23 protein-coding genes, 3 tRNA genes and 1 pseudogene are annotated in these 26,251 nt (G+C 62.7%); 18 read left to right on the top strand and 9 right to left on the bottom strand.

Annotated elements, in window-relative coordinates:
- Positions 1 to 661: 661 nt before the first annotated feature.
- The 3 genes from AA0Z93_RS02715 to AA0Z93_RS02725 all read left to right on the top strand — a co-directional run bounded on the left by AA0Z93_RS02715 (position 662) and on the right by AA0Z93_RS02725 (position 4,775).
- Entirely contained in the window at positions 662 to 1,927 is a 1,266-nt protein-coding gene (locus tag AA0Z93_RS02715; RefSeq protein ID WP_296264977.1) for an OprD family porin, read from the top strand.
- 158 nt (positions 1,928 to 2,085) lie between these two features.
- Positions 2,086 to 3,801 (top strand): proline--tRNA ligase, encoded by a 1,716-nt coding sequence (locus AA0Z93_RS02720; protein WP_413046502.1) that lies wholly within the window; start codon positions 2,086 to 2,088, stop codon positions 3,799 to 3,801.
- A 20-nt stretch (positions 3,802 to 3,821) separates the two neighbouring features.
- Entirely contained in the window at positions 3,822 to 4,775 is a 954-nt protein-coding gene (locus AA0Z93_RS02725) for a hypothetical protein (protein ID WP_413046501.1), read from the top strand.
- Between the two features lie 5 nt (positions 4,776 to 4,780).
- Here the strand turns inward: AA0Z93_RS02725 and dinB are convergent, their stop codons facing one another.
- Positions 4,781 to 5,848: a DNA polymerase IV gene (dinB, locus tag AA0Z93_RS02730; protein WP_413048362.1), complete on the bottom strand. Its 1,068-nt coding sequence runs from the start codon at positions 5,846 to 5,848 to the stop codon at positions 4,781 to 4,783.
- A gap of 218 nt (positions 5,849 to 6,066) precedes the next feature.
- Here dinB and AA0Z93_RS02735 point away from each other — a divergent pair.
- The 5 genes from AA0Z93_RS02735 to AA0Z93_RS02755 all read left to right on the top strand — a co-directional run bounded on the left by AA0Z93_RS02735 (position 6,067) and on the right by AA0Z93_RS02755 (position 10,725).
- Positions 6,067 to 6,143: transfer RNA gene (locus AA0Z93_RS02735), tRNA-Met, on the top strand.
- Between the two features lie 124 nt (positions 6,144 to 6,267).
- A tRNA-Met gene (locus AA0Z93_RS02740) sits at positions 6,268 to 6,344 on the top strand.
- Positions 6,345 to 6,480: 136 nt separating this feature from the next.
- A tRNA-Met gene (locus AA0Z93_RS02745) sits at positions 6,481 to 6,557 on the top strand.
- A gap of 227 nt (positions 6,558 to 6,784) precedes the next feature.
- On the top strand, positions 6,785 to 9,427 hold the full coding sequence (gene mprF / locus AA0Z93_RS02750) for a bifunctional lysylphosphatidylglycerol flippase/synthetase MprF (RefSeq protein WP_413046500.1): 2,643 nt from the start codon (positions 6,785 to 6,787) through the stop codon (positions 9,425 to 9,427).
- Positions 9,427 to 10,725, top strand: a complete 1,299-nt coding sequence (locus tag AA0Z93_RS02755; RefSeq protein ID WP_413046499.1) for a virulence factor family protein — start codon at positions 9,427 to 9,429, stop codon at positions 10,723 to 10,725. Before mprF ends, AA0Z93_RS02755 begins: the two co-directional genes overlap by 1 nt.
- 51 nt (positions 10,726 to 10,776) lie before the next feature.
- On the opposite strand, the gene AA0Z93_RS02760 is transcribed toward AA0Z93_RS02755, so the two are convergent.
- Complete coding sequence (locus AA0Z93_RS02760) at positions 10,777 to 12,672, bottom strand: potassium transporter Kup (RefSeq protein ID WP_413046498.1); 1,896 nt, start codon at positions 12,670 to 12,672, stop codon at positions 10,777 to 10,779.
- Positions 12,673 to 13,013: 341 nt separating this feature from the next.
- On the opposite strand from AA0Z93_RS02760, the pseudogene AA0Z93_RS02765 reads away from it, so the two are divergent.
- The 7 genes and pseudogenes from AA0Z93_RS02765 to tsaA all read left to right on the top strand — a co-directional run bounded on the left by AA0Z93_RS02765 (position 13,014) and on the right by tsaA (position 17,917).
- Positions 13,014 to 13,327: pseudogene (locus AA0Z93_RS02765) on the top strand (hypothetical protein).
- The gene (locus AA0Z93_RS02770; RefSeq protein ID WP_413046497.1) at positions 13,327 to 13,614 is read left to right on the top strand and encodes a helix-turn-helix domain-containing protein; all 288 of its coding nucleotides are present in this window, start codon (positions 13,327 to 13,329) and stop codon (positions 13,612 to 13,614) included. The pseudogene AA0Z93_RS02765 and the gene AA0Z93_RS02770 overlap by 1 nt, the downstream one beginning before the upstream one ends.
- 376 nt (positions 13,615 to 13,990) lie before the next feature.
- On the top strand, positions 13,991 to 15,328 hold the full coding sequence (gene rimO / locus AA0Z93_RS02775; protein ID WP_413046496.1) for a 30S ribosomal protein S12 methylthiotransferase RimO: 1,338 nt from the start codon (positions 13,991 to 13,993) through the stop codon (positions 15,326 to 15,328).
- A gap of 98 nt (positions 15,329 to 15,426) precedes the next feature.
- A complete protein-coding gene (locus AA0Z93_RS02780) occupies positions 15,427 to 15,888 on the top strand; it encodes a GNAT family N-acetyltransferase (RefSeq protein WP_413046495.1) in 462 nt (153 codons plus the stop codon).
- Positions 15,889 to 15,979: 91 nt separating this feature from the next.
- On the top strand, positions 15,980 to 16,690 hold the full coding sequence (locus AA0Z93_RS02785) for an rRNA pseudouridine synthase (protein WP_413046494.1): 711 nt from the start codon (positions 15,980 to 15,982) through the stop codon (positions 16,688 to 16,690).
- 68 nt (positions 16,691 to 16,758) lie between these two features.
- On the top strand, positions 16,759 to 17,220 hold the full coding sequence (locus AA0Z93_RS02790; protein WP_413046493.1) for a DUF1456 family protein: 462 nt from the start codon (positions 16,759 to 16,761) through the stop codon (positions 17,218 to 17,220).
- A gap of 1 nt (position 17,221) precedes the next feature.
- Complete coding sequence (gene tsaA, locus AA0Z93_RS02795; protein WP_413046492.1) at positions 17,222 to 17,917, top strand: tRNA (N6-threonylcarbamoyladenosine(37)-N6)-methyltransferase TrmO; 696 nt, start codon at positions 17,222 to 17,224, stop codon at positions 17,915 to 17,917.
- Between the two features lie 235 nt (positions 17,918 to 18,152).
- Here tsaA and fpr read toward each other — a convergent pair whose 3' ends face one another.
- Positions 18,153 to 18,932 (bottom strand): ferredoxin-NADP reductase, encoded by a 780-nt coding sequence (gene fpr / locus AA0Z93_RS02800; protein WP_313740851.1) that lies wholly within the window; start codon positions 18,930 to 18,932, stop codon positions 18,153 to 18,155.
- Positions 18,933 to 19,054: 122 nt separating this feature from the next.
- Here fpr and AA0Z93_RS02805 point away from each other — a divergent pair, with 122 nt between their 5' ends.
- Positions 19,055 to 19,981, top strand: coding sequence for a LysR family transcriptional regulator (locus AA0Z93_RS02805; RefSeq protein ID WP_413046491.1), 927 nt, complete (start codon positions 19,055 to 19,057; stop codon positions 19,979 to 19,981).
- Between the two features lie 3 nt (positions 19,982 to 19,984).
- Here the strand turns inward: AA0Z93_RS02805 and AA0Z93_RS02810 are convergent, their stop codons facing one another.
- The 3 genes from AA0Z93_RS02810 to AA0Z93_RS02820 all read right to left on the bottom strand — a co-directional run bounded on the left by AA0Z93_RS02810 (position 19,985) and on the right by AA0Z93_RS02820 (position 21,980).
- Positions 19,985 to 20,353 carry a diacylglycerol kinase gene (locus tag AA0Z93_RS02810; protein WP_413048361.1) on the bottom strand — a complete coding sequence of 123 codons (369 nt, stop codon included), beginning with the start codon at positions 20,351 to 20,353 and terminating at the stop codon, positions 19,985 to 19,987.
- A gap of 57 nt (positions 20,354 to 20,410) precedes the next feature.
- Positions 20,411 to 21,061: a response regulator transcription factor ErdR gene (gene erdR, locus AA0Z93_RS02815; protein WP_296264952.1), complete on the bottom strand. Its 651-nt coding sequence runs from the start codon at positions 21,059 to 21,061 to the stop codon at positions 20,411 to 20,413.
- Between the two features lie 205 nt (positions 21,062 to 21,266).
- Positions 21,267 to 21,980: a tRNA-uridine aminocarboxypropyltransferase gene (locus AA0Z93_RS02820; protein WP_413046490.1), complete on the bottom strand. Its 714-nt coding sequence runs from the start codon at positions 21,978 to 21,980 to the stop codon at positions 21,267 to 21,269.
- Between the two features lie 225 nt (positions 21,981 to 22,205).
- Here AA0Z93_RS02820 and AA0Z93_RS02825 point away from each other — a divergent pair, with 225 nt between their 5' ends.
- Together AA0Z93_RS02825 and AA0Z93_RS02830 are read left to right on the top strand one after the other, a co-directional pair.
- Complete coding sequence (locus AA0Z93_RS02825) at positions 22,206 to 22,625, top strand: quorum-sensing-regulated virulence factor family protein (protein ID WP_413046489.1); 420 nt, start codon at positions 22,206 to 22,208, stop codon at positions 22,623 to 22,625.
- A gap of 245 nt (positions 22,626 to 22,870) precedes the next feature.
- On the top strand, positions 22,871 to 23,947 hold the full coding sequence (locus tag AA0Z93_RS02830; RefSeq protein ID WP_413046488.1) for an LOG family protein: 1,077 nt from the start codon (positions 22,871 to 22,873) through the stop codon (positions 23,945 to 23,947).
- Between the two features lie 41 nt (positions 23,948 to 23,988).
- Here the strand turns inward: AA0Z93_RS02830 and recX are convergent, their stop codons facing one another.
- The 3 genes from recX to AA0Z93_RS02845 all read right to left on the bottom strand — a co-directional run bounded on the left by recX (position 23,989) and on the right by AA0Z93_RS02845 (position 26,127).
- Complete coding sequence (gene recX, locus AA0Z93_RS02835; protein WP_413046487.1) at positions 23,989 to 24,456, bottom strand: recombination regulator RecX; 468 nt, start codon at positions 24,454 to 24,456, stop codon at positions 23,989 to 23,991.
- Positions 24,457 to 24,464: 8 nt separating this feature from the next.
- Positions 24,465 to 25,544 (bottom strand): recombinase RecA, encoded by a 1,080-nt coding sequence (recA, locus tag AA0Z93_RS02840; protein WP_413046486.1) that lies wholly within the window; start codon positions 25,542 to 25,544, stop codon positions 24,465 to 24,467.
- Between the two features lie 100 nt (positions 25,545 to 25,644).
- The gene (locus AA0Z93_RS02845; protein WP_413046485.1) at positions 25,645 to 26,127 is read right to left on the bottom strand and encodes a CinA family protein; all 483 of its coding nucleotides are present in this window, start codon (positions 26,125 to 26,127) and stop codon (positions 25,645 to 25,647) included.
- Positions 26,128 to 26,251: the final 124 nt, after the last annotated feature.

Below are 26,251 nucleotides of genomic sequence, written 5' to 3' on the forward strand. Positions count from 1 at the left end.
TGCCGGCAAGCCGCCAAGCTCAGCGCACCACAAGTGTGCGAAAAAACGTTCGATGCACCCAGATGGGTAACACACGCTACTTTTCGCACCAGCCAAGTAAGGTAAATGAGACTTACCTTCAATTGGGCACGCGCAAAATACTCAACCTCAACAAGGGCCGGTAACACATTGACTTGCAACAATGTGTGCAGCGAGTGGATTCGACTGCGCATGGCGGCAGTTCAAATCGAGGCGGACCAAGCAAATACGGCGGTCTGCGACCCACGCCGGTGGCGGATGTGAAAAAAACATCAACAGAACGTGAAAATGAGCACGCTTGTTGCATTTGCATTCAATCAGTTCAGAAGGCCTCTCGCGATCCTGGGGTTAACGCAAGGGGCCATCCTGAAACGGTAGGACGCTTCACGTTTACAACGCTTGCACCGTCCATCCGCTGATCGCAGCGAGGGGCGTCAGCAGGCACGCATGGCGGTGGATTCACAGCTTGAATCCTTGCCTGTAACACAGATGGGTTGTCATCGGCATGGACCGATCCCGGTCTGCTGAAACGTACAAGTCACAGTGGCGCTAACGCCGCGGCGACATAAAAAGAAAGAGCTGCCCCAATAACTAAAAAGCCGGGTGCAGCGGACTCTTCCTAAAACCAAAGGAGCAAATCACGATGCGCGTGATGAAGTGGAGCATGATCGCCCTGGCCGTTGCGGCAGGGACCTCGCAGCTGGCAGTCGCCTCTTCGCAAGACGAATCGAAAGGTTTCATCGAAGACAGCAAGCTCAACGTCAAGACCCGCATGCTGTATTTCAGCCGCGACTTCCGTAACAACGAATCCGGCAAGAGCCGCGTGGAAGAAACCGGTCTGGGCTTCATCGGCACCTACGAATCCGGCTTCACCCAAGGCACCGTCGGGGTTGGCGTCGACGCCATCGGCCTGCTGGGCCTGAAGCTCGACAGCGGCAAAGGCCGCTCCGGCACCGGCCAGTTCCCGACCGGCTCCGACGGCCGCTCGCAAGACGAGTTCTCCGAAGGCGGTGCAGCGATCAAGTTCCGCGTTTCCGACACCGTTTTGAAAGTCGGTAACCAGTTCACCGCGATGCCTGTGTTCGCCACCGACGACAGCCGTCTGCTGCCGGAAGTCGCCGAAGGTGCATTGATCACCAGCAGCGAGATCAAAGGTCTGGTCCTGCAAGCAGGTCGCTTCACCGGCCTGAACGCCCAGAACCGTACCGGCCACGACAGCCTCAACCTCACCGAAGCCGACGTCATCGGTGGTACCTACGCGATCACCGACGGCCTGTCCGCCAGCGTTTACCACTCCAACGTCGAAGACTACTGGCGCAAGTGGTATGGCAACGTGAACTGGGCACTGCCCCTGTCCGACAACCAAGGCCTGGTGTTCGACTTCAACGTCTACAACACCAAGGGTGACGGTTCGAACAACATCAGAGCCTACGACGGCGACAAGCTCGACAACACCGCGTACAGCCTGTCGGGGGCGTGGAAAATCGGCGCCCACACCTTCACCCTGGCGCATCAGCGCGTAACGGGCGACGGCGACTACGCCTACGGCGTAGACGGTGGCGGCACTGTCTTCCTGGCCAACTCCGTGGCACGCTCGGACTTCAACGCCGAGAACGAAAAATCCTGGCAGGCGCGCTACGACCTGAACCTGGCCGAGTACGGCATCCCCGGCCTGACCTTCATGACCCGTTACGTCCGCGGCTCCGACGCCCACGTCGAAGGCACCACCAGCGGCAAGGAATGGGAACGCGACATCGACGTCAAGTACGTCCTGCAGGAAGGCCCGGCCAAGGACCTCAGCTTCCGCGTGCGCCAAGCCACCTACCGCTCCTCCGATGGCGTCTACTACGGTTCGGCTTCGCTGGACGAACTGCGTCTGATCGTCGAGTACCCGCTGAGCATCCTGTAAGCCCAGGCTTGCACCGCCCAGCACCCGAGAAAGCCCGGCCCCTGCCGGGCTTTTTCTTGGCTGACAAGGCCACGCCCCTGGGGCATCCTGTACGGCTTCGACTCACCCCCGTACAATGCGGGGTCATTTCAAACATTAGGCAATCGACACGGCTCCCCATGCGCACCAGTCAATATTTGCTCGCCACCCAAAAAGAAACCCCGGCCGACGCCGTGGTCATCAGCCACCAGCTCATGTTGCGTGCCGGCATGATCCGCAAGCTGGCCTCTGGTCTGTACACCTGGCTGCCCATGGGCCTGCGGGTCATGCGCAAGGTCGAGCAGGTGGTCCGCGAGGAAATGAATGCCGCCGGCGCTCTGGAAGTGCTGATGCCCAGCGTGCAGCCTGCCGAGCTGTGGCAGGAATCCGGCCGCTGGGAGCAATACGGCCCGGAGCTGCTGCGCATCAAAGACCGCCACAACCGCGAGTTCTGCGTCGGACCGACCCACGAAGAGGTCATCACCGACCTGGCGCGTAACGAGCTGTCGAGCTACAAACAGCTGCCGCTGAATCTCTACCAGATCCAGACCAAATTCCGCGACGAAATCCGTCCGCGCTTCGGTCTGATGCGTGGTCGTGAATTCATCATGAAGGACGCCTACTCCTTCCATGCCGACCAGGCGTCGCTGCAAGACACCTACGACCGCATGCACCAGGCCTACACCAACGTGTTTACGCGCCTGGGCCTGGATTTCCGTCCGGTGCAGGCCGACACCGGCTCGATCGGCGGCAGCTACTCCCACGAATTCCACGTACTGGCCTCGTCCGGCGAAGACGATGTGATCTTCAGCGACAGCTCCGATTACGCCGCCAACATCGAGAAGGCTGAAGCCCTGCCACGCGAAAGCGTGCGGCCGATGCCCAGCGAAGAGCTGCGCCTGGTCGATACGCCCGACGCCAAGACCATCGCGCAACTGGTCGAGCAACATGGCCTGCCGATCAAGAAAACCGTCAAGACCCTCATCGTGCGCGGCGCCGAAGAAGGCAAGCTGATCGCACTGGTGGTGCGCGGCGACCACGAGCTCAACGAGATCAAAGCCGTCAAGCTGGAGCAGGTCGCAGAACCGCTGGTCATGGCGACCGAAGACGACTTGCGTAACGCCATCGGCGCTGGCGCGGGCTCCCTCGGCCCGCTGAACCTGCCGCTCGAATGCATCATCGACCGCTCGGTCGCCCTGATGAGCGACTTTGCCGTCGGTGCGAACATCGACGACAAGCACTACTTCGGCGTCAACTGGGAGCGCGACCTGCCGGTACCGCAAGTCGCGGACCTGCGCAACGTGGTCGAAGGCGATCCAAGCCCCGACGGCCAAGGCACGCTGGTGATCAAACGCGGCATCGAAGTGGGTCACATCTTCCAACTCGGCACCAAGTACAGCGAAGCGCTCAAGTGCCAGGTGCTGGGCGAAAACGGCAAACCGGTGGTGCTGTCGATGGGTTGCTACGGCATCGGCGTATCGCGTGTGGTGGCCGCAGCCATCGAGCAGAGCCACGACGAGAAAGGCATCGTCTGGAACGATGCCCTGGCACCCTTCCAGGTCGCGTTGGTGCCGCTGCGTTATGAAACCGAAGCGGTGCGCGAGGCTACCGACAAGCTGTACGCCGAACTGACCGCTGCCGGCTTCGAAGTGCTGCTCGACGACCGTGACAAGAAGACCAGCCCTGGCATCAAGTTCGCCGACATGGAACTGATCGGTATTCCACACCGTATCGTGGTCAGCGACCGTTCGCTGGCCGAGGGCAACCTGGAGTACAAGCACCGCACCGAACAAGACGCCCAACCGCTGGCGATCGACGAGGTGCTGACCTTCCTGCAAGCGCGAGTGCGCCGCTGATAGCCAACGCCTGGGTGACCATGTTCAAACGAAGGACCTTTGCCCTGGGGGGCGCCGCGCTCAGCGGCGCCCTGTTGCTCAGCGGCTGCGCCAACCCGATGTCGCAACGCAGTGACAACGAGGACCGTGTCGAGCGTAAATTGCTCGAACACCGTCTGCATGTCGATGTGGGCGAGCCCGAAGTGATGGAATTGCCGCAGCGTCGGGTGCGCATCACCGAGCGCAAGCGTTTCGAAGTGACGGAATTCGAAGTGACCCGCCGCTACGACCGCTATACCCCCTACCAACCCTGGCGCGAACTCTACGAGATGCCGCTGGGCGCGGTGGCCGTGGTCGCCGGCGTAGGCGCCAACGTGGCCAACCTGATCGCGCTCGGCAACCTGCCCGACAGCGTGACCCATGGCTGGCTGGAATATGGTATCGCCGGGCTCAACCCATTCATGAACGTGCAGTCCAATGGCCGCGCGCAGCAGAACCTTGCGGGCATCAGCGAAGTCCGCAAAGACCAGCGCGAGGAGTCGATCAACCTGCCCTGGAGCGAGCGTCCGGTGGAGGTCAAGGCCGGCAAGGCCAACCACGAACTGAGCACCGACCAGAACGGCGTGCTGCGCCTGAATCTGCTCGACAGCCCTTTCGCCGAGCAAAACCTCGATAAGGTCGGCACGCTGCATGTGCAGGTCAGCGACGAAGACAGTGGTGTGCGTGGCGACGCCAGCCTGCTGGTTGGCAGCGGCCTGCGCGGCAAGCTGCGCGAAGCTCACGAGCTGATCTTCGATGATTTGGAAGACGACGATGTGGGCCAGTGGGTCTATCGGGTCAAGCGCCTCTCGGAGCTGGGCCTGGAAGAAGAAGCCAGCGAACTGGAACAAAGCCTGGTCGAACTGACCCGCAACGATCCCGAACTGCAAAGCGAGCTGGTTCGCGCGCTGGCCAAGCAGACCGGTCGCCTGGTCGCCGACCCCGGCGCTCAGTAACGCATCTACCCTGCGTGGGGCTCCGTGAACAGCTCGAGCTGTTCATGGGCGCCGCGCAGATCCAGCAATCTTACCCCCACCCCCAACAAACGCACCGGCTTGCCGCCGCGGGCGAACGCCTGGCTGAGCAACTGCTGGTAGCTGTGCAGGTCGCGCCCTGCCCCGGCCTGCTCCAGGGTGGTCTGGCTGAAATCGTGGAACTTGACCTTCACGAAGGGTTTGCCCGGCTTGTAGCTGCTGTCCATGCGACCCAGCCGTTCGGTCAGACTCGCCAGCAGGTCGGGAAGACGTTCCAGGCAACTGTTCAAGTCAGGCAGGTCGGTGTCGTAGGTATTTTCGACGCTGACCGACTGCCGCCTGCTGTCGGCCTGCACCACGCGGTCGTCGATGCCATGGGCCAGGCCCCACAGGCGCTCGCCGAAACTGCCGAACTCGCGCACCAGCGACAGGCGGGTCCAGGCGCGCAAGTCTTCGCAGGTCTCGATGCGCAGCCGGCTGAGTTTGTCGGCAGTCACCTTGCCTACGCCATGCAGCCGATTCACCGGCAATTGTGCGACGAAGGCGTCTACTTCATTGGGCGTGATGACGAACAGCCCATTGGGCTTGCGCCAGTCGCTGGCGATCTTGGCCAGGAACTTGTTGGGTGCCACGCCTGCGGACACGGTGATGTGCAGCGTTTTGGCCACGCGCCGGCGGATGTCCTCGGCGATGCGCGTGGCGCTGCCGGCGAACCACTGGCTGTCGGTGACGTCGAGGTAGGCCTCGTCGAGCGACAACGGCTCGATCAGGTCGGTGTAGTCGCGGAAGATCTGTTGAATTTCCCGGGAAGCCTCGCGGTAGGCTTCGAAGCGCGGCTTGACGATCAGCAGGTCCGGACACAGCTTGTGCGCATGGCGCGACGACATGGCCGAACGCACGCCATAAGCGCGCGCCTCGTAATTGCAGGTGGCGATCACCCCACGTCGATCCGCCGAGCCGCCGACCGCCATCGGCCGATCCGCCAGGCTGGGGTCGTCACGCATTTCGATGGCGGCGTAGAAGCAGTCGCAATCGACATGGATGATTTTGCGCAGGGACATGACTGACAACCGACACTGTAAATTTGTACAGATCATAGCGTAAGGGACGATTGTGCAACCAGTAGCGTGCCTGCCATGCCCGATTATCGGCAGTTCACCTGCATAGGCACTGAGCTGGGCGCCGCATTGCGCTAAAGGGTTGAGGGAAAAAGACTTTTCCACGGAAATGACTTGACACCAGGAAGGATATCCGTAAAATTCGGTTCCACAGGCGCGGGATGGAGCAGCCTGGTAGCTCGTCGGGCTCATAACCCGAAGGTCGTCGGTTCAAATCCGGCTCCCGCAACCAGATTCAAGAAAAAGGCCACTGCACAAGCAGTGGCCTTTTTCGTTGCCTGCTGAAAATATTTTTGTAGATCAATGCATTAAAAGCTTGCTAGCAACGAGCTGACGTGTAGAATGCGCCCCACAGACGCGGGATGGAGCAGTCTGGTAGCTCGTCGGGCTCATAACCCGAAGGTCGTCGGTTCAAATCCGGCTCCCGCAACCAGCTTCAAAAGAAAGGCCACTGTTCATGCAGTGGCCTTTTTTGTTGCTCGGCGTTCAGCTGGCAATCGCCGTTTTTTAACGATTCCTAGCAAACCGTTTGACACATCCGTTCGAATCTGTAGAATGCGCCCCTCTGACGCGGGATGGAGCAGCCTGGTAGCTCGTCGGGCTCATAACCCGAAGGTCGTCGGTTCAAATCCGGCTCCCGCAACCATATTCGTCAGAACAAGCCCCGCACTGTTGCGAAACAGTGCGGGGCTTTTCGTTGTGGCGGTCTTACCGCCAAACCCTCTTGTAACATCCGGCCCTGCCGATACCTGTGAATGAACTATCTTTAACGCTTCCGGCCATCGGCCGGAGTAGTATCTGGATACTTTTTCAAAGGGATTTTCACTTGGCCGCTTCTCGCTCTGCTCTCGCGCTGTTGGCACGAGGCTCTCTATGACCTCCCCCACCCCTGATTCGCCCGCACCGCTGACCGCGGCACTCCCCGCAGCGGCCAAACGCCTGCAGTGGCTCGAATGGTTCAGTACCTACCGGCAGCCCTTGGGCCTGGCGCTGACCCTGGCGCTGTTCGCCATGGCGCTGATCGCCTGCCGGCACCTGCTCAGCGAACTGGACATCTACGCCCTGCACGACGCCATGCTCAGCGTGCCGGCCAGCGTTTTGATCGGCGCACTGCTCGCTACCGTGGCAGGGTTCGTCGTGCTGCTGGGCTACGAATGGTCGGCCAGTCGCTACGCAGGCGTCCAACTGCCGCCGCGCACGCTGGTGATGGGCGGCTTGAGCGCGTTCGCCATCGGCAACGCCATCGGCCTGTCGATGCTGTCGGGGGGCTCGGTACGCTACAGACTCTATGCCCGCCATGGGCTGGGCGCCGCAGAAGTCGCACGCATGACGGTGTTCGCCAGCCTCTCGCTCGGCTGCGCCCTGCCACCACTGGCCGCATTGGCGACGCTGAGCGATCTGGGTGCCGCCTCGCGGGCCCTGCACCTGTCGCCTGTGTTGCTGGGCAGTATCGCCACGGCCGTGTTGCTGTTGAGCGTGCTATTGGTGGTCGGCCTCTACCGACGCCGTCTGCACGAACAACCCCAGCGCGACAACCTGCTGGTGAAGCTCGGTCGTCGCACCCTGCGCCTACCGAGCGGCAGACTGGCCGCCCTGCAACTGCTGATCACCGCGCTGGACGTGGCGGCTGCGGCCACCGTGCTCTACCTGCTGCTACCGGAAGCGCCGCCGTTTGGCGCTTTCCTGATGGTCTATCTGCTGGCCCTGGCGGCTGGCGTGCTGAGCCATGTGCCCGGTGGCGTCGGCGTGTTCGAAGCCATCCTTCTGGCCGCCTTCGCCGACCAACTGGGCGCAGCACCCCTGGCGGCGGCCTTGCTGCTCTACCGCCTGATCTACGTGGTGCTGCCCTTGCTGCTGGCCTGTGTGGCCCTGCTGGTCAACGAAGCGCGGCGCCTGCTGTTCGCCCAACAGGCGATTCGCGCAGCCTCGGGCCTGGCCGCACCGATCCTGGCGATTCTGGTGTTTCTCTCGGGCGTGGTGCTGCTGTTCTCGGGGGCTACCCCGGAAATCGACACCCGTTTGGAGCACATGGGCTTTCTGGTTCCGCACCGCCTGATCGACGCCTCGCACTTTGGCGCGAGCTTGATCGGCGTGCTCTGCCTGTTGCTCGCCCAAGGGCTGCGTCGGCGCCTGTCGGCGGCCTGGCTGCTGACCACCGTACTGCTGCTGGTAGGCGCGGTGTTGTCGCTGCTCAAAGGCTTCGATTGGGAAGAGGCCAGCATTCTGGTGTTCACTGCCGCGCTGCTGGCGCTGTTCCGCCGCTCGTTCTACCGTCCTAGCCGGTTGCTCGAACTGCCCTTCTCGCCAGTGTACCTGGTGGCCAGCGCGTGCGCGGTCGGCGCGTCGATCTGGCTGCTGCTGTTCGCCTATCAGGACGTGCCCTACAACCACCAACTGTGGTGGCAGTTCACCCTCGACGCCGACGCGCCCCGCGCCCTGCGCGCGGCCATGGGCAGCGCAGTCCTGCTGGTGATCGTGGCACTGACCTGGTTGCTGCGCACGGCCCGTCCGGTCATCCATCTGCCCGACGAACAAGAGCTGCTGCGCGCCAGCGCCATCCTGCAAGCCTCCGACCAGCCCGACGGTGGGCTGGCGCTGACCGGCGACAAGGCGCTGCTGTTCCACCCCGATGGCGATGCCTTCCTGATGTATGCCCGCCGCGGCCGTAGCCTGGTCGCGCTGTACGACCCCATCGGCCCGGCCCAGGAGCGCGCCGAAATGATCTGGCAGTTCCGCGACCTGTGCGACGTGCACCATGCCCGTCCGGTGTTCTACCAGGTGCGCGCCGAGAACCTGCCGTTCTACATGGACATCGGCCTGACCGCGATCAAGCTGGGCGAGGAGGCACGGGTCGACCTGCGCCGTTTCGACCTCGAAGCCAAGGGCAAGGAGATGAAGGATCTGCGCTACACCTGGAACCGGGGTGGGCGCGACGGTTTGACCCTGGAAGTGCACGAGCCCGGTCAGGCGCCGATGGACGAGCTCAAGGTGATTTCCGATGCCTGGCTGAGCGGCAAGAACGTGCGCGAGAAAGGCTTCTCGCTGGGCCGCTTCAGCCTCGACTACCTCAAGCACTTCCGTATCGCCCTGATCCGCTTCCAAGGCAAGCCGGTGGCCTTTGCCAACCTGCTGGAAACCCACAGCAACGAGCTGGCCAGTCTGGACCTGATGCGCGCCCACCCCGAGGCGCCGAAGCTGACCATGGAGTTCATGATGGTCGGCCTGATCCTGCACTACAAAAGCCACGATTACGCACGCTTCAGCCTGGGCATGGTGCCGCTGTCGGGCCTGCAGCCACGGCGTGGCGCCCCCCTGACCCAACGCCTGGGCTCGATGGTGTTCCAGCGCGGCGAGCAGCTCTACAACTTCCAGGGCCTGCGCCGCTTCAAGGACAAGTTCCAACCCGATTGGGAACCCCGTTACATGGCCGTGCCGGCCGGGCTCGACCCGCTGGTGGCATTGGCCGACACCGCCGCCCTGATCGCAGGCGGCCTGACTGGATTGGTGAAACGCTGATGATCCGACGCTACTGGATGTACCTGGTGCTGGCCTTGGCCTTGGCCCTGGCCGCTGCGGCCGCAGGCGTGGCTTTCTGGCTATGGACGCGGCCTGCCCCCGAGGCCCATGCCGAACACCTCACCTCGGCCAGCGGCGCCGCCATCGTGCGCGTGACGCCGGGTGTCAAGGCCAAGACCCGCGTGGCCATCGGCGTGCCGAAAGACCAGGCCCTGACCGAGAAGCAACTGCTCGACCTGAGTAGCGCCGGCGAGGCGCAACTGGTACAGGTCCTGCTGCCTGCCGACGATTGCGCGGCGCAAGGTAAAGCCATGCAGGAGGCCATCGCCCAGCTCGGCGGCGCACCGAACCTGGTCGCCGGTATCGGCCCGGGCGCCGCCGAGGCCTGGCGCTGGCTGGCCTCGCAAAAAGACGATCAGGCCCGCGCCATTTCCGTAGGCTTCGCCCTGGAACAGCCCGGCTGTGCCTCGCCCCTGCCCAAGCGCGCCGACCATGGCCACTGGAGCGTGGCCTGGAACGACAACCCGGACGACGCCAGCGCAGGTTTCGTGCGCGACCAGCCCAATGCCGAGACCAGCATCGCCGACTACGACATCCACTTGCCGCAAGTGCTCAAGTCGCAGCTGACCCAGGCCCTGGTCGGCCGTGACGGCACTTCGCTGAGCATCCCCGTGGTGGAAGTGCCCGCCGGCCAGGCAACCGACACCGTCACCCTGTTCCTCTCGGGCGACGGCGGCTGGCGCGACCTGGACCGCGACGTCGCCGGGGAAATGGCCAAACTCGGCTACCCGGTGGTGGGCATCGACACCCTGCGCTACTACTGGCAGCACAAGAGCCCAGAGCAAAGCGCCGCCGACCTCTCGGAGCTGATGCACCACTACCGGCAGAAGTGGGGCACCAAGCGCTTCGTACTGACCGGCTATTCGTTCGGTGCCGATGTACTTCCAGCCATCTACAACCGCCTCGCCAGCGAAGACCAGCAGCGTGTCGATGCCATCATCCTGTTGGCTTTCGCGCGCAGTGGCAGCTTCGAGATCGAAGTGGAGGGCTGGTTGGGCAAGGAAGGCCAGGAAGCGCCCACCGGGCCGGAGATGGCCAAGCTGCCAAGCGCCAAGGTGGTCTGCATCTATGGCGAGGAAGAGGCCGACGAAAGCGGCTGCACCGACAGCACGGCGGTCGGTCAACGCATGAAGCTACCGGGCGGGCACCACTTCGACGAGAACTACCCTGCCCTGGCCAAGCGCCTGACCGACGCGATCGACGCTCGCCAAGGCAAGCCCGGCACTACCCAGCCCTGAAACGACAGCGGGCCGATGCGAGGAGGACGCATCGGCCCGCTTGTCCATCGATCAGATCTCGACCTGCGTACCCAGCTCGATCACCCGATTGAGCGGCAGGTTGAAGAAGCGCAGATTGCCGTTGGCGTTCTTCAACATGAAGGCGAACAGGTTGCTGCGCCAGCGCATCATGCCTTCCAGACGTGAGGCGATCACCGTTTCGCGGCTGAGGAAGTAGGTGGTGCGCATGGGCGTGAAGTCCAGATTTTGCAGCGTGCACAGGGTCAGCGCCTGGGGTACGTCCGGCTCGTCCATGAAACCGAAGTGCAGCAGCACACGGAAGAAGCCGTCGCCGTAATCTTCGACCTCGAAACGCTCGCGGGCCGGCACCCGCGGACGGTCTTCGCTGACCACCGTCAACAACACCACCTGGCTGTGCAGCACCTGGTTGTGCAGCAGGTTGTGCAACAGCGCGTGGGGCACGGCGTCGGGCCGCGCGGTGAGGAACACGGCCGTGCCTTCGACCCGGTGCGGCGGCTGCACGCCGATGCTGGCGATGAAGATCGGCAGCGGCAAGGCGGCCTCGTCGATGCGCTCCACGAGGATCTGCTTACCGCGCTTCCAAGTGCTCATCAGGGTGAACAGCACGATCGCCGCCAGCACCGGGAAGGCGCCGCCCTGCAGCACTTTGGGCAGGTTGGCGGCGAAGAACAGGCCGTCGACCAGCAAGAAGCCGAGCAACACCGGCACGGCCAGTAGCGGCGACCACTTCCACAACAACAGCATGACCACCGCCACCAGAAGAGTGGTCATCAGCATGGTGCCGGTGACCGCCACACCGTAGGCCGCCGCCAGCGCGCTGGAGGATTCGAAGCCGAGCACCAGCAGCACCACGCCGACCATCAGCGCCCAGTTCACCGCACTGATGTAGATCTGCCCCTGCTCGTCGCTGGAAGTGTGCTGAATGTGCATGCGCGGGATGTAGCCCAGCTGGATGGCCTGACGGGTGAGCGAGAACGCACCGGAGATCACCGCCTGCGAAGCGATCACCGTGGACAGTGTGGCCAGGCCCACCAACGGCAGCAGCGCCCATCCCGGCGCCAGCAGGTAGAACGGGTTGCGCGCCGCTTCCGGGTTCTGCAGCAGCAACGCGCCCTGGCCGAAGTAGTTGAGCACCAGCGCCGGCAGCACCAGGGCGAACCAGGCACGGGCAATCGGCTTGCGGCCGAAGTGGCCCATGTCGGCATACAGGGCTTCGGCACCGGTCAGCGCCAGCACCACGGCGCCGAGCACGGCCACGCCGATGCCCGGATGGACGACGAAGAAGCGCACCGCCCAAGCCGGGTTGAAGGCCTTGAGCACTTCCGGGCTCTGCTGGATGCCGTTGACGCCCAAGGCCGCCAGCACCAGGAACCAGACCACCATCACCGGGCCGAACAACTTGCCGATCTTCTCGGTGCCGTGCTTCTGCACGGCGAACAGCGCCACCAGCACCACCAGGGAAATCGGCACCACCCAATGGTCGATGCCATCGAACGCCAGGCCCATGCCCTCGACCGCCGACAGCACCGAGACCGCCGGGGTGATCATGCTGTCGCCATAGAACAGCGACGCACCGATCAGGCCACAGGCGATGACCACTTTGCGCAACAACGGATAGGGCGCCGCCGCCCGCCGCGCCAGGGCGGTCAGGGCCATCGTGCCGCCCTCGCCCTGGTTGTCGGCGCGCAGGATGAACATCACGTACTTGAACGACACCACCCACAGCAACGACCAGAAGATCAGCGAGAGGATGCCCAGCACACCGTCATGGTTGACCGGCACCCCGTAACCGCCGGTGAAGACTTCCTTGAGGGTATACAACGGGCTGGTCCCGATATCGCCATAGACCACCCCGACAGCTGCCACCAGCAGGCCGAGCGAGCGCGTCGCCCCCTGCCCGCCCTGGGCATGACTTGCCTGAACCATCGACCACTCCCGCATCCGACCCTTGGGGCCGCTAGACATAGCACCGGGCGATCGCGCCCGAACCGCGCTGCTGCTCCGGGTCAAGGCCCGCGGCAGAACGCGGCGAAGCATAGCGCAGCGTGGCCGGATTTTCTGCTGGGATGGCGCCAGGAGGGCGTTCGGCAATAGCTGTGGACCATCGCTGCGATGCAGCTGCAAGCACAAGTCCACCATAGCCTGTCATCACTAGGCTACTGCTTGTCCCTCAACTGAGAAATACAAGCTGATACCCGTGTGGCCTTGTGCAGAAAAGAGCGAAGGCCTAGAATCCTTGTACGCCAATGACGTACAAAAGGGATAGCATGATCTTCATCGAAACCCCGATTTTCACCTCCGATGTAAAGGAGTATCTGGACGATGAAGCATACCGAGCCTTGCAAACCCATTTGGCCGACCATCCCGAGGCGGGCCCTATCATCGAAGGCACAGGCGGCCTCAGAAAAATCCGTTGGCAGCCCAGGGAAAAGGTAAGCGTGGAGGTGTTCGAGCGATTTACTATCATGTAGTCGCAGCGCAACAAATCCGGATGATCCTGATTTACAAAAAAGGAATCATGGATACGTTGACCGATCGACAGAAAGCGCAACTTTGCGAACTCAACAAAGGGTGGAAATAATGGAAAAAGGTCTCTTCGATCGTCTCGTGGAAAGTATGACTCAGATGGATGAGATCGACCGCGGCGAGCGTCAGCCATCGCGTGAATTCCACATCGATGCTCTTCAAGTGAAAAAGATTCGTCAAGCGACGGGGCTCTCGCAAGCCAAATTCGCCAAGCGTATAGATGTGGCACTGGGAACACTGCAGAACTGGGAGCAAGGTCGACGCGAGCCTGAAGGTCCTGCCCGCGCCTTGCTCCGTGCGATTCACAATGACCCGGAGCATGTTCTCGCTGCGCTAGGTTGAATTCGACTTTACTCTGAGGGTTGGAGCGAACAGTCTTGTTCAATACGAACGCCTCATGCCGCTCCGTGTGTCATTGTATTTTCCGCCGGTTCTCGCCGCGTCATACGCCGACGTCTACCAATTACATTGCGTACCTAAACACGCACGTTGAACCCTGATTCTCTGCCCTCGTTTTCAACCCGCAGTCTCTCGGGAAAGCACGAGCACTGACGTGTTGTGCAAACCCTCCCCGCACCCCGTCGATTTCCACGCTTTTTTACTGGTCAAGCCCCAAAGCTGCCGCTAGAATTGCGCACTTTTTGACCAGAGGCGCCCAAGCGCCCGTCAGGTTTGCCCGCTATCGGCGGTGCAACGGCTTTCAATACCGAGGTTAGTCATGTCCACCACTCCCGCGCCCACCACGCCCAAGGTCGGGTTCGTCAGCCTGGGTTGCCCCAAGGCGCTAGTCGATTCCGAACGCATCCTGACCCAGCTGCGCATGGAGGGCTACGAAGTCGTGCCCACCTACGAAGACGCTGACGTGGTGGTGGTCAACACCTGTGGTTTCATCGACAGCGCCAAAGCCGAGTCGCTGGAAGTGATCGGCGAAGCGATTAAGGAAAACGGCAAGGTCATCGTCACCGGCTGCATGGGCGTCGAGGAAGGCAGTATCCGTGACGTGCACCCCAGTGTCTTGTCGGTGACCGGCCCGCAGCAGTACGAGCAGGTGGTCAACGCCGTGCACGAAGTGGTGCCGCCACGCCAGGACCACAACCCGCTGATCGATCTGGTGCCGCCCCAGGGCGTCAAGCTCACACCGCGGCACTACGCCTACCTGAAGATTTCCGAAGGCTGCAACCATAGCTGCAGCTTCTGCATCATCCCGTCGATGCGCGGCAAGCTGGTCAGCCGCCCGGTCGGCGAAGTGCTCAGCGAGGCCGAACGTCTGGTCAAGGCCGGCGTCAAGGAGATCCTGGTGATTTCCCAGGACACCAGCGCCTATGGTGTGGACGTCAAGTACAAGACCGACTTCTGGAACGGCCGCCCGGTCAAGACGCGCATGCTCGAACTGTGCGAAGCCCTGAGCAGCCTGGGCGCTTGGGTACGCTTGCATTATGTTTACCCGTACCCGAACGTCGACGACGTGATTCCGCTGATGGCCGCAGGCAAGATCCTGCCGTACCTCGACATCCCCTTCCAGCACGCCAGCCCCAAAGTGCTCAAGTCGATGAAGCGCCCGGCCTTCGAAGACCGCACCCTGGCGCGCATCAAGCACTGGCGCGAGCAGTGCCCGGAGCTGGTGATCCGTTCCACCTTCATCGTCGGCTTCCCCGGCGAAACCGAAGAGGATTTCCAGTACCTGCTCGACTGGCTCAGCGAAGCGCAACTCGACCGCGTCGGCTGCTTCCAGTACTCCCCGGTCGAAGGCGCGCCGGCCAACCACCTGGGCCTCGACGAGGTGCCGGACGACGTCAAACAGGCGCGTTGGGACCGTTTCATGGCCCACCAGCAGGCGATCAGCAGCGCGCGTCTGCAACTGCGGGTCGGCCGGGAAATCGACGTGCTGATCGACGAAGTGGAAGAACAAGGCTCGGTGGGCCGCAGCTTCTTCGACGCACCGGAAATCGACGGCAGCGTGTTCATCGATGGCGACCATGGCTTCAAACCGGGCGACAAGGTGCGCTGCCGGGTGGTCGACGCCGACGAGTACGACCTGTGGGCCGAGCCGATCTGAGCCCATGGCGCTAGAATGCCCTGCCTTCGCGCAGGGCTTTTTTTGCGTTGCGTTTATCTGCCGCTCGATAAGCGGCGCCCCAGTCAAGTGAGACGGACATGGACCACCCCTCGAACGTGCTGACGCCCACGGCCAGCGACCATCCCGAGCTGATTCGGGTGTGGGAATCCTCCGTACGCGCCACCCACGATTTTCTGCCGGAGCATTACCTGCTGGTGCTGCGCGACAAATTGCTGCCCGAATACCTGAAGGCCGTGACCCTGATCTGCTGCAAGGACGATCAGGGCCGCATCGGCGGGTTCGCGGGCGTGGCCAACGGCGATGTGCACATGCTGTTCGTGGCCGATGAGTACCGCGGCCAGGGCATGGGCAAACGTCTGCTCGCCCATGCCGTGCGTCAGCTCGGTGCCACGCGCCTGGACGTCAACGAGCAGAACCCCGAGGCATTGGCGTTCTACCAGCACCAGGGCTTCGAGATCGGCGGGCGTTCGGCCACCGACGGTTTGGGCCAGCCGTACCCCCTGCTGCATCTGCGCCTGAAATCGACAGCCGACGATTGAGCGCCGGCGCCGGACAAATCCCGAGATTCCCAGCCCGATGCGCGCCGGGCCGGGTACAATGGCCGTCTTTCCGTCTTGCGAATACCTGCTCATGTCCGAACCCACGCGCCTGTCCAAACACCTGATCGAACAACTGGGTTGCTCCCGTCGCGAGGCCGAACTGTACATCGAGGGTGGCTGGGTCGCCGTCGATGGCGTGGTGGTCGAGCAGCCGCAATTCAAAGTCACCGACCAGCGTGTCGAGCTCCTGCCCGGCGCGCGCGCCGAAGCACTGGAGCCGGTCACTCTGCTGCTGCACCAGCCTGCGGGAATGGATGCCGAAGCCGGACGCGCCAGCATCGGCCTGGCTACCTTGAGCGAAGCCCATCGCGAGGGCGTACGGCCTTTGCACGGGCATTTCAACCGCCTCAACTGCGTGGCACCTCTGGAGCCGCGCGCCACCGGCATGCAGGTCTTCACCCAGGACTGGCGCGTCAGCCGTAAGATCGAGGCCGACCTGCGCAAGCTGGAGCAGGAATACATCATCGAAGTGCGCGGCGAAGCCTCGCCGCAAGCCTTGGAGCGTCTGGCCCGCGGCATCACCCGTAACGACCGGGAACTGCCCAAGGCCAAGGCCAGCTGGCAGAACGAAACGCATCTGCGCCTGGTGGTGAAGAACCCCTACCCCGGCCTCGTTTCGGAGCTTTGCGCGGCTCTGCGCCTGGAGGTGCTGGGCATGCGCCGTATCCGCCTGGGCGGGGTGTCGATGGGCAAGCTGCCGGTCGGTCAGTGGCGCTACGTCGCCGGCAGCGAACGTTTCTAAGCCGCATCGCGGTCCTTCATGCCACGCATCATCGCCGTCGCCAGCGGCTTCTGACAGGATTCTGCACCATGATTCACAACGACGTTCTGCGCAGCCTGCGCTACCTCATCAAGGCCAACGACGCGAAGATGGCCGACATCATCGCCTTGTCCGGCCTCACCGTCGCACCGGCGGCCATCGCCACTTATGTCAAGAAAGAGGACGAAGCCGGTTTCGTGCTGTGCCCGCAGCCGGTGATGGCGCACTTTCTCGACGGCCTGGTGATCGAGCGCCGTGGCCGCGACGACAGCCGCCCTGCGCAGCCGATCGAACTGCCGGTGACCAACAACACCATCCTGAAAAAACTGCGGGTGGCGTTCGAGCTCAAGGAAGACGACCTGCACGCCATTCTGAAAAGCGTCGACTTCCCTGTGTCAAAACCGGAATTGAGCGCGCTGTTCCGCAAGGTCGGTCACGACAACTACCGTGCGTGCGGCGACCAGTTGCTGCGCAACTTCCTCAAAGGCCTGACCCAGCGGGTACGCGGCTGACATGCAGTACGGCGTGACCCCGGTCGGTATCGTGCGTTCCTGCTTCAAGGAGAAGTTCGCCATTCCGCGCCAACCGCAATTGGCCCCCGCCGCCCGCGGCGTGCTTGAGCTGTTGCCGCCTTTCGACGGTGGCGAAGCGGTCGCTGGGCTGGAGCAGGTCAGCCATGTCTGGCTGTTGTTTCTGTTCCACCAGGCGCTGGAAGACAAGCCACGACTGAAGGTGCGCCCGCCGCGCCTGGGCGGCAACAAGAGCATGGGCGTGTTCGCCACCCGCGCCACCCACCGCCCCAATGGCATCGGCCAGTCGGTGGTGCGGCTGGAAGGTGTGGAGCCTGGGCGTCTGCTGCTGTCGGGCATCGACCTGCTGGACGGCACTCCGGTGCTCGACATCAAACCTTACGTGCCCTATGCCGACAGCGTGCCGGGTGCTCACAATGCCATGGCCGACGCAGCGCCTGCGTGCATAGACGTGTCCTGGGCCGAGTCCGCGCTGGCACAGGCCCAGACGCATGGCGAACGCCTCGGCGAGCCGCTGGTGGCGTTGATCGAGCAGTGCCTGGCGCAGGACCCACGCCCTGCGTATCAAGTGCCCCCGGCCGAGCGCGTGTATGGCGTCAGGTTCTGGGACGTTCAGGTGCGCTGGCGCTACCCCACCCCACGGACCATCGAGGTCATCGAGGTCTGCCGCGAGGCTTGAATCGACGGGCAATAAAAAACGCAGGCCAGGCCTGATGCCAGTCAGTTAAGCCGAGGTAGCGTTCATTGGGGCTGCTTTGCAGCCCATCGCGGCTAAACCGGTGCGCCGGCCGGCCGCTCCTACAGAACTGGCGCGGTCCTGTAGGAGCGGCTTCAGCCGCGATGGGCCGCAAAGCGGCCCTAATTGGTTAACTGACAGGCATCAGGCCTGGCCTGCGTTTTTTTGTGGGCGGCGTTTACTTCTCGACGAAAGCGCGCTCGATCAAGTAGTCGCCTGGCTCACGCATGCGCGCGGAAATTTTCAAGCCGAAGCTGTCGAGCACTTGGCTGGTTTCGTCGAGCATGCTCGGGCTGCCGCAGATCATGGCACGGTCGTCCTGCGGATTGATCGGTGGCAGGCCGATGTCGCTGAACAGCTTGCCGCTGCGCATCAGATCGGTCAGACGGCCCTGGTTCTCAAAGGGCTCGCGGGTCACGGTGGGGTAGTAGATGAGCTTCTCGCGCACCGCATCGCCGAAGAATTCGTTTTGCGGCAGGTGCTCGGTGATGAACTCGCGGTAGGCCACTTCGTTGACGTAGCGCACACCGTGGATGAGGATCACCTTCTCGAAGCGCTCGTAGGTTTCCGGATCCTGGATGACGCTCATGAATGGCGCCAGACCGGTCCCGGTGCTGAGCAGATAGAGGTGCTTGCCGGGGTTGAGGTCGTCCAGCACCAGGGTGCCGGTAGGCTTCTTGCTGATGATGACCTCGTCACCTTCCTTGAGGTGCTGCAGCTGCGAGGTCAGCGGGCCGTCTGGGACCTTGATGCTGAAGAACTCCAGATGCTCTTCCCAGTTGGGCGAGGCGATGGAGTAGGCGCGCATGAGCGGACGGCCGTTAGGCTGTTGCAGGCCGATCATCACGAACTGACCGTTCTCGAAGCGCAGACCTGGATCGCGGGTGCACTTGAAGCTGAACAGAGTGTCGTTCCAGTGGTGAACACTGAGGACACGTTCGTGGTTCATGTTGCTCATCGAGTGGGGCTCCTGGAAAAAAGACGCAGCGCGGACCAAGCACGCAGTTGCGCGATAGTGTAAGGAGGTTGAGAATATCTGTTAACTGGATTATCAAGATATATGTAATCGGTTATATAGATATGCGATTCACGCTTCGTCAACTCCAGATATTCGTCGCCGTCGCCCAGCAGCAGAGCGTCTCCAAGGCCGCCCATGTACTGGCGCTGTCGCAGTCGGCTGCCAGCACATCCATCACCGAGCTGGAACGCCAATCCAGCTGCCAGCTGTTCGACCGTTCCGGCAAGCGCCTGTCGCTCAATGCCTTGGGTCAGCAACTGCTGCCGCAAGCGGTGGCCCTGCTCGACCAGGCGAGGGAGATCGAAGACCTGCTGCAAGGCAAGTCGGCCTTCGGCTCGCTGTCACTGGGTGCGACGCTGACCATCGGCAATTACCTGGCCACCCTGCTGATCGGCAACTTCATGCAGCAGCACCCGCAAAGCCAGGTGAAGCTGCATGTGCAGAACACTGCGCACATCGTGCAACAGGTGGCACACCACGAAATCGATCTGGGCCTGATCGAAGGCGATTGCAACCATCCGGATCTGGAAGTGCAGCCGTGGGTGGAAGACGAACTGGTGGTGTTCTGCGCGCCGCAGCATCCGCTGGCGCAACGCGGCCAGGCCGACTTGCAGGCTTTGGCCAAGGAAGCCTGGATCTTGCGCGAACAGGGTTCGGGCACCCGCCTCACGTTCGACCAAGCCATGCGCCATCACCGCGCGGGGCTGAACGTGCGATTGGAGCTGGAACATACCGAGGCGATCAAGCGCGCCGTGGAGTCGGGCCTGGGCATCAGCTGCATCTCGCGCCTGGCGCTACGCGACGCCTTTCGCCGAGGCAGCCTGGTGCCACTGGAAACGCCGGAGCTGGACCTGTCGCGCCAGTTCTACTTCATCTGGCACAAGCAGAAATACCAGACCTCGGCCATGCGCGAGTTCCTGGCCCTGTGCCGCCGCTTCACCCAAGGTATGCGGCGCAGCGACGAAATCGTGCTGCCGACCATCCCCTGAGCTTTACAGCAGGATCACGCCCCAGACCAGCGCGATGGTCGTGAGCGCCACCAGTTGCGCGGCACTGCCCATGTCCTTGGCATTCTTCGACAGCGGATGGCGATCGAGGGAAATGCGGTCGATGGCCGCTTCGATCGCCGAATTGAGCAGCTCGACGATCAAGGCCAGCAGGCATACGGCTATCAGGACCGCCCGTTCGGCACGGCTGACCGACAGCCAGCAGGCCAGCGGAATCAGAAGCGCGTTGAGCAGCACCAATTGACGAAAAGCCGCTTCGCCCTTGAAGGCGGCGGACAACCCGTCGAACGAATAGGTGGCGGCGTTGAAGATACGTTTCAGGCCGGTCTGGCCTTTGAATGGCGACATGTCGATCATTTCACGAAGGTAAAGGCCCGCAGGCCGGTGAGCGACGTGGTGGCATGGCCCGGCTCAGTGGCCAGCCACCGATTCCAGTTGTTGCAGCAGCAAGGCCGCCTGGGTGCGGGTACGCACGCCCAGCTTGCGGAAGATGGCGGTGACGTGTGCCTTGATGGTGGCCTCGGACACGCTCAACTCGTAAGCGATCTGCTTGTTCAGCAATCCTTCGCAGACCATGGTCAGCACACGGAACTGCTGCGGGGTCAGGCTGGCCAGCCCTTCGCTGGCGGCCTTGGCCTCCGCCGACACGTCGACTTTGTCGAACGCCTGGGGCGGCCACCAGACCTCGCCGTCGAGGACTTTTTGCACCGCATCCTGCAAGGTTTCCAGGGGGCTGGACTTGGGAATGAAGCCACTGGCGCCGAACTCGCGCGACTTCACCACCACGGCGGCTTCCTCCTGCGCCGAGACCATCACCACCGGAATCTGCGGGTATTGCCCACGCAGCAGCACCAGACCGGAAAACCCGTAGGCACCAGGCATGTTCAGGTCGAGCAGCACCAGGTCCCAGTCGGACTTCTCCGCCAGACGCCCTTCCAGTTCGGCAATGCTCGCCACTTCGACCAAGCGCACGCCTTGCCCGAGGCCCAAGGTCACGGCTTGGCGCAAGGCACTGCGAAAGAGCGGGTGGTCATCGGCTATCAGGATTTCGTATGTGGCCATCGATCTGGTGATCCTGTTCTGTGTCAGGTATGCAAATGATGAAGCGCTGCGCCTGGCAGGCAATCCAAGGCGTGAAGGCAGGTTCGCCGGGGAACGGAGGCTACGAAGTCGGCGGCTGCATCACAGCACTGCGCCACGAGCGGCGCCAAGCATGCCCAGCGCACCGCAGGTGGTCAAGCCAATTACCCGCCGCGTCGGCCCTCCTCTACCGTAGAAAAGCCTGCAGACGCTGATGGGGCACATCGTGCAGGTCGAGCGGCAGGTGTCGCTTGCCGCTCAGATAATGCAGGCTGAACACGTCCAGATAGGCGTCGAGCGCTTGCGAAGCCTGGGCGTCGCCGGCCAGATCCAGGCACATGGCGGCCACCTCCGCAGTGCAGAAATGATCGTCACGTTTGGAGCGCCGCAGGCGATAGCGCGACATCTGTTCGGCTTCCAGGCTCAACACCGGGAAACGGTCCAGGTAGGGGCTTTTGCGAAACATCTTGCGCGCTTCGGTCCAGGTGGCATCGAGCAGGATGAACAGCGGGCGTTTGCCGGCCACAGGCGCCACCTCATGCACCACACGTTCGCTGGCGACGAACTCGCCTGGAAACACGATGTAGGGCTGCCACTGCGGATGCTCCAGCAACGCCAGCAAGCCGCCATCGACCTCGGTACGCTGCCAACCGAACGCTTGCGTGTCTTCGATCAGATCGGCGATCAGCCAGCCGGTGTTGGTCGGCTTCAACGGCTCGGTGTCATGCATGATCAAACACATGCCCGAACCTGCCTGCACCTTGGGCTTCAACGCACACAGGCAGTGACTGGCGATCACTCGGCAGTCGGCACAACGCACGGCGCGCGAGCCACGGGCGACGAAGGGCTTGTTGCTACGAGCCAGGCGCTCGGCGCGAAGACGCGCGACGGCATGGCTCATGCCCGCTGGCCTGAATCAAGAGGGAAAACGTACACGGTTGCGACTCGTTGGAAGGCAGGGCCGGCAGTTTACCAGAGGCCACTCGTTTTGCCGTGCGGGCCAGGCCGTCCCCCCTCTATAATCAGCCCGTCCTACCCGCCAAGGCTGCATGGGCCGGCTCATGCATCAGGGAACGCCGTCGATTGGTGCGGGTCCAACCGCCAGTTATCGAACCAGGAGAATTTCATGCTGCGCTTTATCGTCCCGACCCTGAGCCTGATGCTCGCCCTGCCCCTGGTGGCCCAGGCCGCCTCCAAGCAGGACTACGAGCTCAATCAAATGCTGCAGAAGGTCGCCAAGGAAAGCAGCGTCGGCACCCCTCGCGCCATCAACGAAGACATTCTCGACCAAGGCTACACCGTCGAAGGCAAGGCGCTGATCAACCACCTGAGCGTACGTGAAGGCCAAGCGCGTGAAATGGCGGTGAACCCGGAGAAGGTACGCGACCAGCTCGGTGCCAGCGTGTGCAACAACGGCGGTTATCGCCAACTGATGGCACGCGGCGCGGTGATGGTCTATCGCTTCAGCGAGTACAAGACCAATCGCCAGATCGGCGACCAGGCGTTCGACGCCGCCAGCTGCAGCATCACGCTGAAGAAGGGCTGAAGCACGGCTTTTCAAGCGCCGCCGTCTCCCAGGCGGCGCTCACTGCGCAGCGAATGAGGACACCTCGTTCGGCACCCCCTCCCAATGCTTCGCCTACCCGCGCACTGTCCATGTGCCTCCCGGCGTAGAACGTCCCCCGATCCTTCCTGCAACGCCCGTACAGCGCAGTGAGGCGTGCACGCTCGATGCACTTTGTGCCAAGGTCTCACCAACCATCGCGCATTCGCTGCATAAGGAGACGTTGAATGCCCTACCAGCCTAACGACCATCTGTTCAGCCACTTCCGGGAGAACGGCATCGATGTGGACAACATCGATGCACAACTGCAATTGGTCGCCCCCAACAGCGTGAACCTGCCGCTGTACCGCGACATGCTGCTGACCGTGCTGCGTATGGCGCACGAGGACAGCGATCGCTGGAATGCCAAGATCACCTTGCAGACCTTGCGTGAACTGGAGCAGGCATTTCGCACACTGCAGCGTTACAAGGGCCGGCGCAAGGTCACGGTGTTCGGCTCGGCGCGCACCCCGCTCGAGCATCCGCTCTACGACCTGGCACGACAGCTGGGCGCCGCTTTGGCGGCATCGGACCTGATGGTCATCACTGGCGCAGGCGGCGGCATCATGGCGGCGGCTCATGAAGGCGCCGGCAGCGACCACAGCCTGGGCTTCAACATCACCCTGCCCTTCGAGCAGCATGCCAATGCCACGGTGGATGGCACGGACAAACTGCTGCCCTTCCATTTCTTCTTCATCCGCAAGCTGTTTTTCGTCAAGGAGGCAGATGCACTGGTGCTCTGCCCAGGCGGGTTCGGCACCCTCGACGAAGCATTGGAAGTGCTGACCTTGATCCAGACCGGAAAGAGCCCGCTGGTCCCAGTGGTGCTGCTGGACTCGCCAGACGGCACGTTCTGGCGCGACTGTCTGGACTTTCTCAGCAAGCAGCTAAAAGACAACCGCTACATCCTGCCCAACGATCTCAACCTGATGAAGCTGGTAGCTCGGCCCGAGGAAGCGGTGGAGGAGATCAACCGCTTTTACGCCAACTATCACTCCAGTCGCTGGCTGGAGCGGGATTTCATGATCCGCATGCGACATCCCTTGAGCGAAACGGCGCTCGACGAACTGGAAGACGCATTCGTGGACTTGAGCGTCGGCGGCTATCGCCAGGCGCCCGACAGCCCTGTTGGCCATGAAAGCGCAGACTATGCTCACTTGACGCGGCTGACGTTCGCCTTTCCCGGCCGCGATCAGGGGCGCCTTCGCGCGCTGATCGATTTCATCAACCGTGAAGAAAACTGGGCGCAGTCGGCCGAAGCCTGAGGCTGACGAAAGAAGAAGGGGGATTTGACGTCGATCGAGATTCAGTCGTCGAGATCACGGCCGCTGAGCAAGCGGCCGATCATCTCCATGGAGAAACCGCGGTAGGCGAGAAAGCGCGTCTGCCGAGCGCGCGTATGCGGATCTTCGGGACGAAGCCCATCGAACTTGCGTTGCCAGACGTCTCGCAGCCTCTCGGCCCAATCGACTCCGCTTTCGCGCAGTGCCTGGTCGATGTCGCCGCGATCGAGGCCACGTTGCCCCAACTCCTCACGTATCCGCGCCGGGCCGTAACCCGAGTTGGAACGGTAACGAATGAAGCTTTCCAGATAACGCGCTTCGCTGAGCAGGCCTTCCTCCGCGAGCCGATCGAGCGCAGGCTCGATCAACTCATCGGAGGCGCCCCGCTGACGCAGCTTTCGCGTCAGCTCCACACGTCCATGCTCGCGGCGTGCGAGCAGGTCCATGGCGGTCCGCCGTACGGCGACGGGGGTGTCAAGTACGACGGACATAGCGCAGATCAGACGTCGGCTTCGGCGTCGACGTCAGCGACGTCACCGGCTTTCGCGCTGGCATCGGCCTTCGCTGCGGCTGCAGCTGCAGCGGCGGCATCGAGGTTGAGCAGCTTGTCGCGAATCAGCTTCTCGATCTCTGCACCCACCGCTGGGTTTTCTGCCAGGTACTTGGCCGAGTTGGCCTTGCCCTGACCGATCTTGTTGCCTTGGTAGCTGTACCAGGCACCGGACTTCTCGACGAAGCCATGGGCAACGCCCAGGTCGATGATTTCGCCGTTGCGGTAGATACCCTTGCCATACAGGATCTGGAATTCAGCCTGACGGAACGGTGGCGACACCTTGTTCTTGACGATCTTGACGCGGGTTTCGCTGCCCACGACTTCGTCGCCCTCTTTCACGGCGCCCGTGCGGCGGATGTCCAGACGTACGGAGGCGTAGAACTTCAGCGCGTTACCGCCGGTGGTGGTTTCAGGGCTACCGAACATCACACCGATCTTCATACGGATCTGGTTGATGAAGATCACCAGGCAGTTGGCGTTCTTGATGTTGCCGGTGATCTTGCGCAATGCCTGGGACATCAGTCGCGCCTGCAGGCCGACGTGCATGTCGCCCATTTCGCCTTCGATCTCGGCCTTGGGCACCAGCGCTGCTACGGAGTCAACGATGATGACGTCGACGGCGTTGGAGCGCACCAGCATGTCGGTGATTTCCAGAGCCTGCTCACCGGTATCGGGCTGCGACACCAGCAGGTCGTCGACGTTGACGCCCAGCTTGCCGGCGTACTCCGGGTCGAGGGCGTGCTCGGCGTCGACGAAGGCGCAGGTGGCACCGGCCTTCTGCGCTTCGGCGATGACCGACAGCGTAAGGGTGGTCTTACCCGAAGATTCCGGGCCGTAGATCTCGACGATACGGCCCTTCGGCAGACCGCCGATGCCGAGTGCGATGTCCAGGCCCAGGGAGCCGGTGGAGATGGCCGGAATGCGTTGACGTTCATGGTCGCCCATGCGCATCACGGCGCCTTTACCGAATTGCCGCTCGATTTGCCCCAGGGCCGCAGCCAAGGCGCGCTTCTTATTGTCGTCCATTGATATCCTCACGTGATCGACTGGCCCTGACGGCCGTGTACTGTATAAGTAGCCAGTATTATTCCACAGGGAAGCGTTTCCGCAAACCCCTGTGTTCGATTTACTCAACGTCAAGCTGTAACAAACCCTCCAGAGCCCGCTGCACCGTTTGCCGGCGCACCGCCTCGCGATCGCCCACGAACAGATGGCGTTCGCTGCGCACGTGCGCGCCATCGGCCCAGGCCAGCCAAACTGTGCCTACGGGCTTTTCGGCCGAACCGCCACCAGGCCCGGCCACGCCGCTCACCGCCACCGCGAAACGCGCGCCGCTGGCAGACTGGGCGCCGCGCGCCATGGCTTCGACGACGGCCTGGCTGACTGCTCCTACCTGCTCGAACAATGCCGCCGGTACGTTCAATTGCCGGGTTTTCTGCGTATTTGAATAGGTGACGAAGCCGGCCTCGAACCAGGCCGAGCTGCCTGCGACGCGGGTAATCACTTCGGCGATGCCGCCGCCGGTGCAGGACTCGGCCGTGGCGACCTGCGCCCCAAGCCGTTGCAAATGTTCGCCGAGGCGCTCGCCCAGCCGGGTGAGTGGGTCCATGATCAGGTTCCTTGGAGGGGTCGGATTACCCTAGCACTCTCCGCACAACAGACAATCGCGGGACACGCTTGGTTGCACCTTGGGTCTTCGACGATCGCGTGGCGGTTCCTGCAACTTGACCGAA

It is taken from the genome of Pseudomonas phoenicis (assembly GCF_047302395.1).
In the GTDB taxonomy this organism is placed as follows: Bacteria; Pseudomonadota; Gammaproteobacteria; order Pseudomonadales; family Pseudomonadaceae; genus Aquipseudomonas.

Bases quoted from the DNA above. Each gene is read 5' to 3' on its own strand.
- AA0Z93_RS02715 (WP_296264977.1), top strand. From the start codon at position 662: ATGCGCGTGATGAAGTGGAGCATGATCGCCCTGGCCGTTGCGGCAGGG.
- AA0Z93_RS02720 (WP_413046502.1), top strand. From the start codon at position 2,086: ATGCGCACCAGTCAATATTTGCTCGCCACCCAAAAAGAAACCCCGGCC.
- AA0Z93_RS02725 (WP_413046501.1), top strand. From the start codon at position 3,822: ATGTTCAAACGAAGGACCTTTGCCCTGGGGGGCGCCGCGCTCAGCGGC.
- mprF (WP_413046500.1), top strand. From the start codon at position 6,785: ATGACCTCCCCCACCCCTGATTCGCCCGCACCGCTGACCGCGGCACTC.
- AA0Z93_RS02755 (WP_413046499.1), top strand. From the start codon at position 9,427: ATGATCCGACGCTACTGGATGTACCTGGTGCTGGCCTTGGCCTTGGCC.
- AA0Z93_RS02760 (WP_413046498.1), bottom strand. From the start codon at position 12,672: ATGGTTCAGGCAAGTCATGCCCAGGGCGGGCAGGGGGCGACGCGCTCG.
- AA0Z93_RS02770 (WP_413046497.1), top strand. From the start codon at position 13,327: ATGGAAAAAGGTCTCTTCGATCGTCTCGTGGAAAGTATGACTCAGATG.
- rimO (WP_413046496.1), top strand. From the start codon at position 13,991: ATGTCCACCACTCCCGCGCCCACCACGCCCAAGGTCGGGTTCGTCAGC.
- AA0Z93_RS02780 (WP_413046495.1), top strand. From the start codon at position 15,427: ATGGACCACCCCTCGAACGTGCTGACGCCCACGGCCAGCGACCATCCC.
- AA0Z93_RS02785 (WP_413046494.1), top strand. From the start codon at position 15,980: ATGTCCGAACCCACGCGCCTGTCCAAACACCTGATCGAACAACTGGGT.
- AA0Z93_RS02790 (WP_413046493.1), top strand. From the start codon at position 16,759: ATGATTCACAACGACGTTCTGCGCAGCCTGCGCTACCTCATCAAGGCC.
- tsaA (WP_413046492.1), top strand. From the start codon at position 17,222: ATGCAGTACGGCGTGACCCCGGTCGGTATCGTGCGTTCCTGCTTCAAG.
- fpr (WP_313740851.1), bottom strand. From the start codon at position 18,932: ATGAGCAACATGAACCACGAACGTGTCCTCAGTGTTCACCACTGGAAC.
- AA0Z93_RS02805 (WP_413046491.1), top strand. From the start codon at position 19,055: ATGCGATTCACGCTTCGTCAACTCCAGATATTCGTCGCCGTCGCCCAG.
- erdR (WP_296264952.1), bottom strand. From the start codon at position 21,061: ATGGCCACATACGAAATCCTGATAGCCGATGACCACCCGCTCTTTCGC.
- AA0Z93_RS02820 (WP_413046490.1), bottom strand. From the start codon at position 21,980: ATGAGCCATGCCGTCGCGCGTCTTCGCGCCGAGCGCCTGGCTCGTAGC.
- AA0Z93_RS02825 (WP_413046489.1), top strand. From the start codon at position 22,206: ATGCTGCGCTTTATCGTCCCGACCCTGAGCCTGATGCTCGCCCTGCCC.
- AA0Z93_RS02830 (WP_413046488.1), top strand. From the start codon at position 22,871: ATGCCCTACCAGCCTAACGACCATCTGTTCAGCCACTTCCGGGAGAAC.
- recX (WP_413046487.1), bottom strand. From the start codon at position 24,456: ATGTCCGTCGTACTTGACACCCCCGTCGCCGTACGGCGGACCGCCATG.
- recA (WP_413046486.1), bottom strand. From the start codon at position 25,544: ATGGACGACAATAAGAAGCGCGCCTTGGCTGCGGCCCTGGGGCAAATC.
- AA0Z93_RS02845 (WP_413046485.1), bottom strand. From the start codon at position 26,127: ATGGACCCACTCACCCGGCTGGGCGAGCGCCTCGGCGAACATTTGCAA.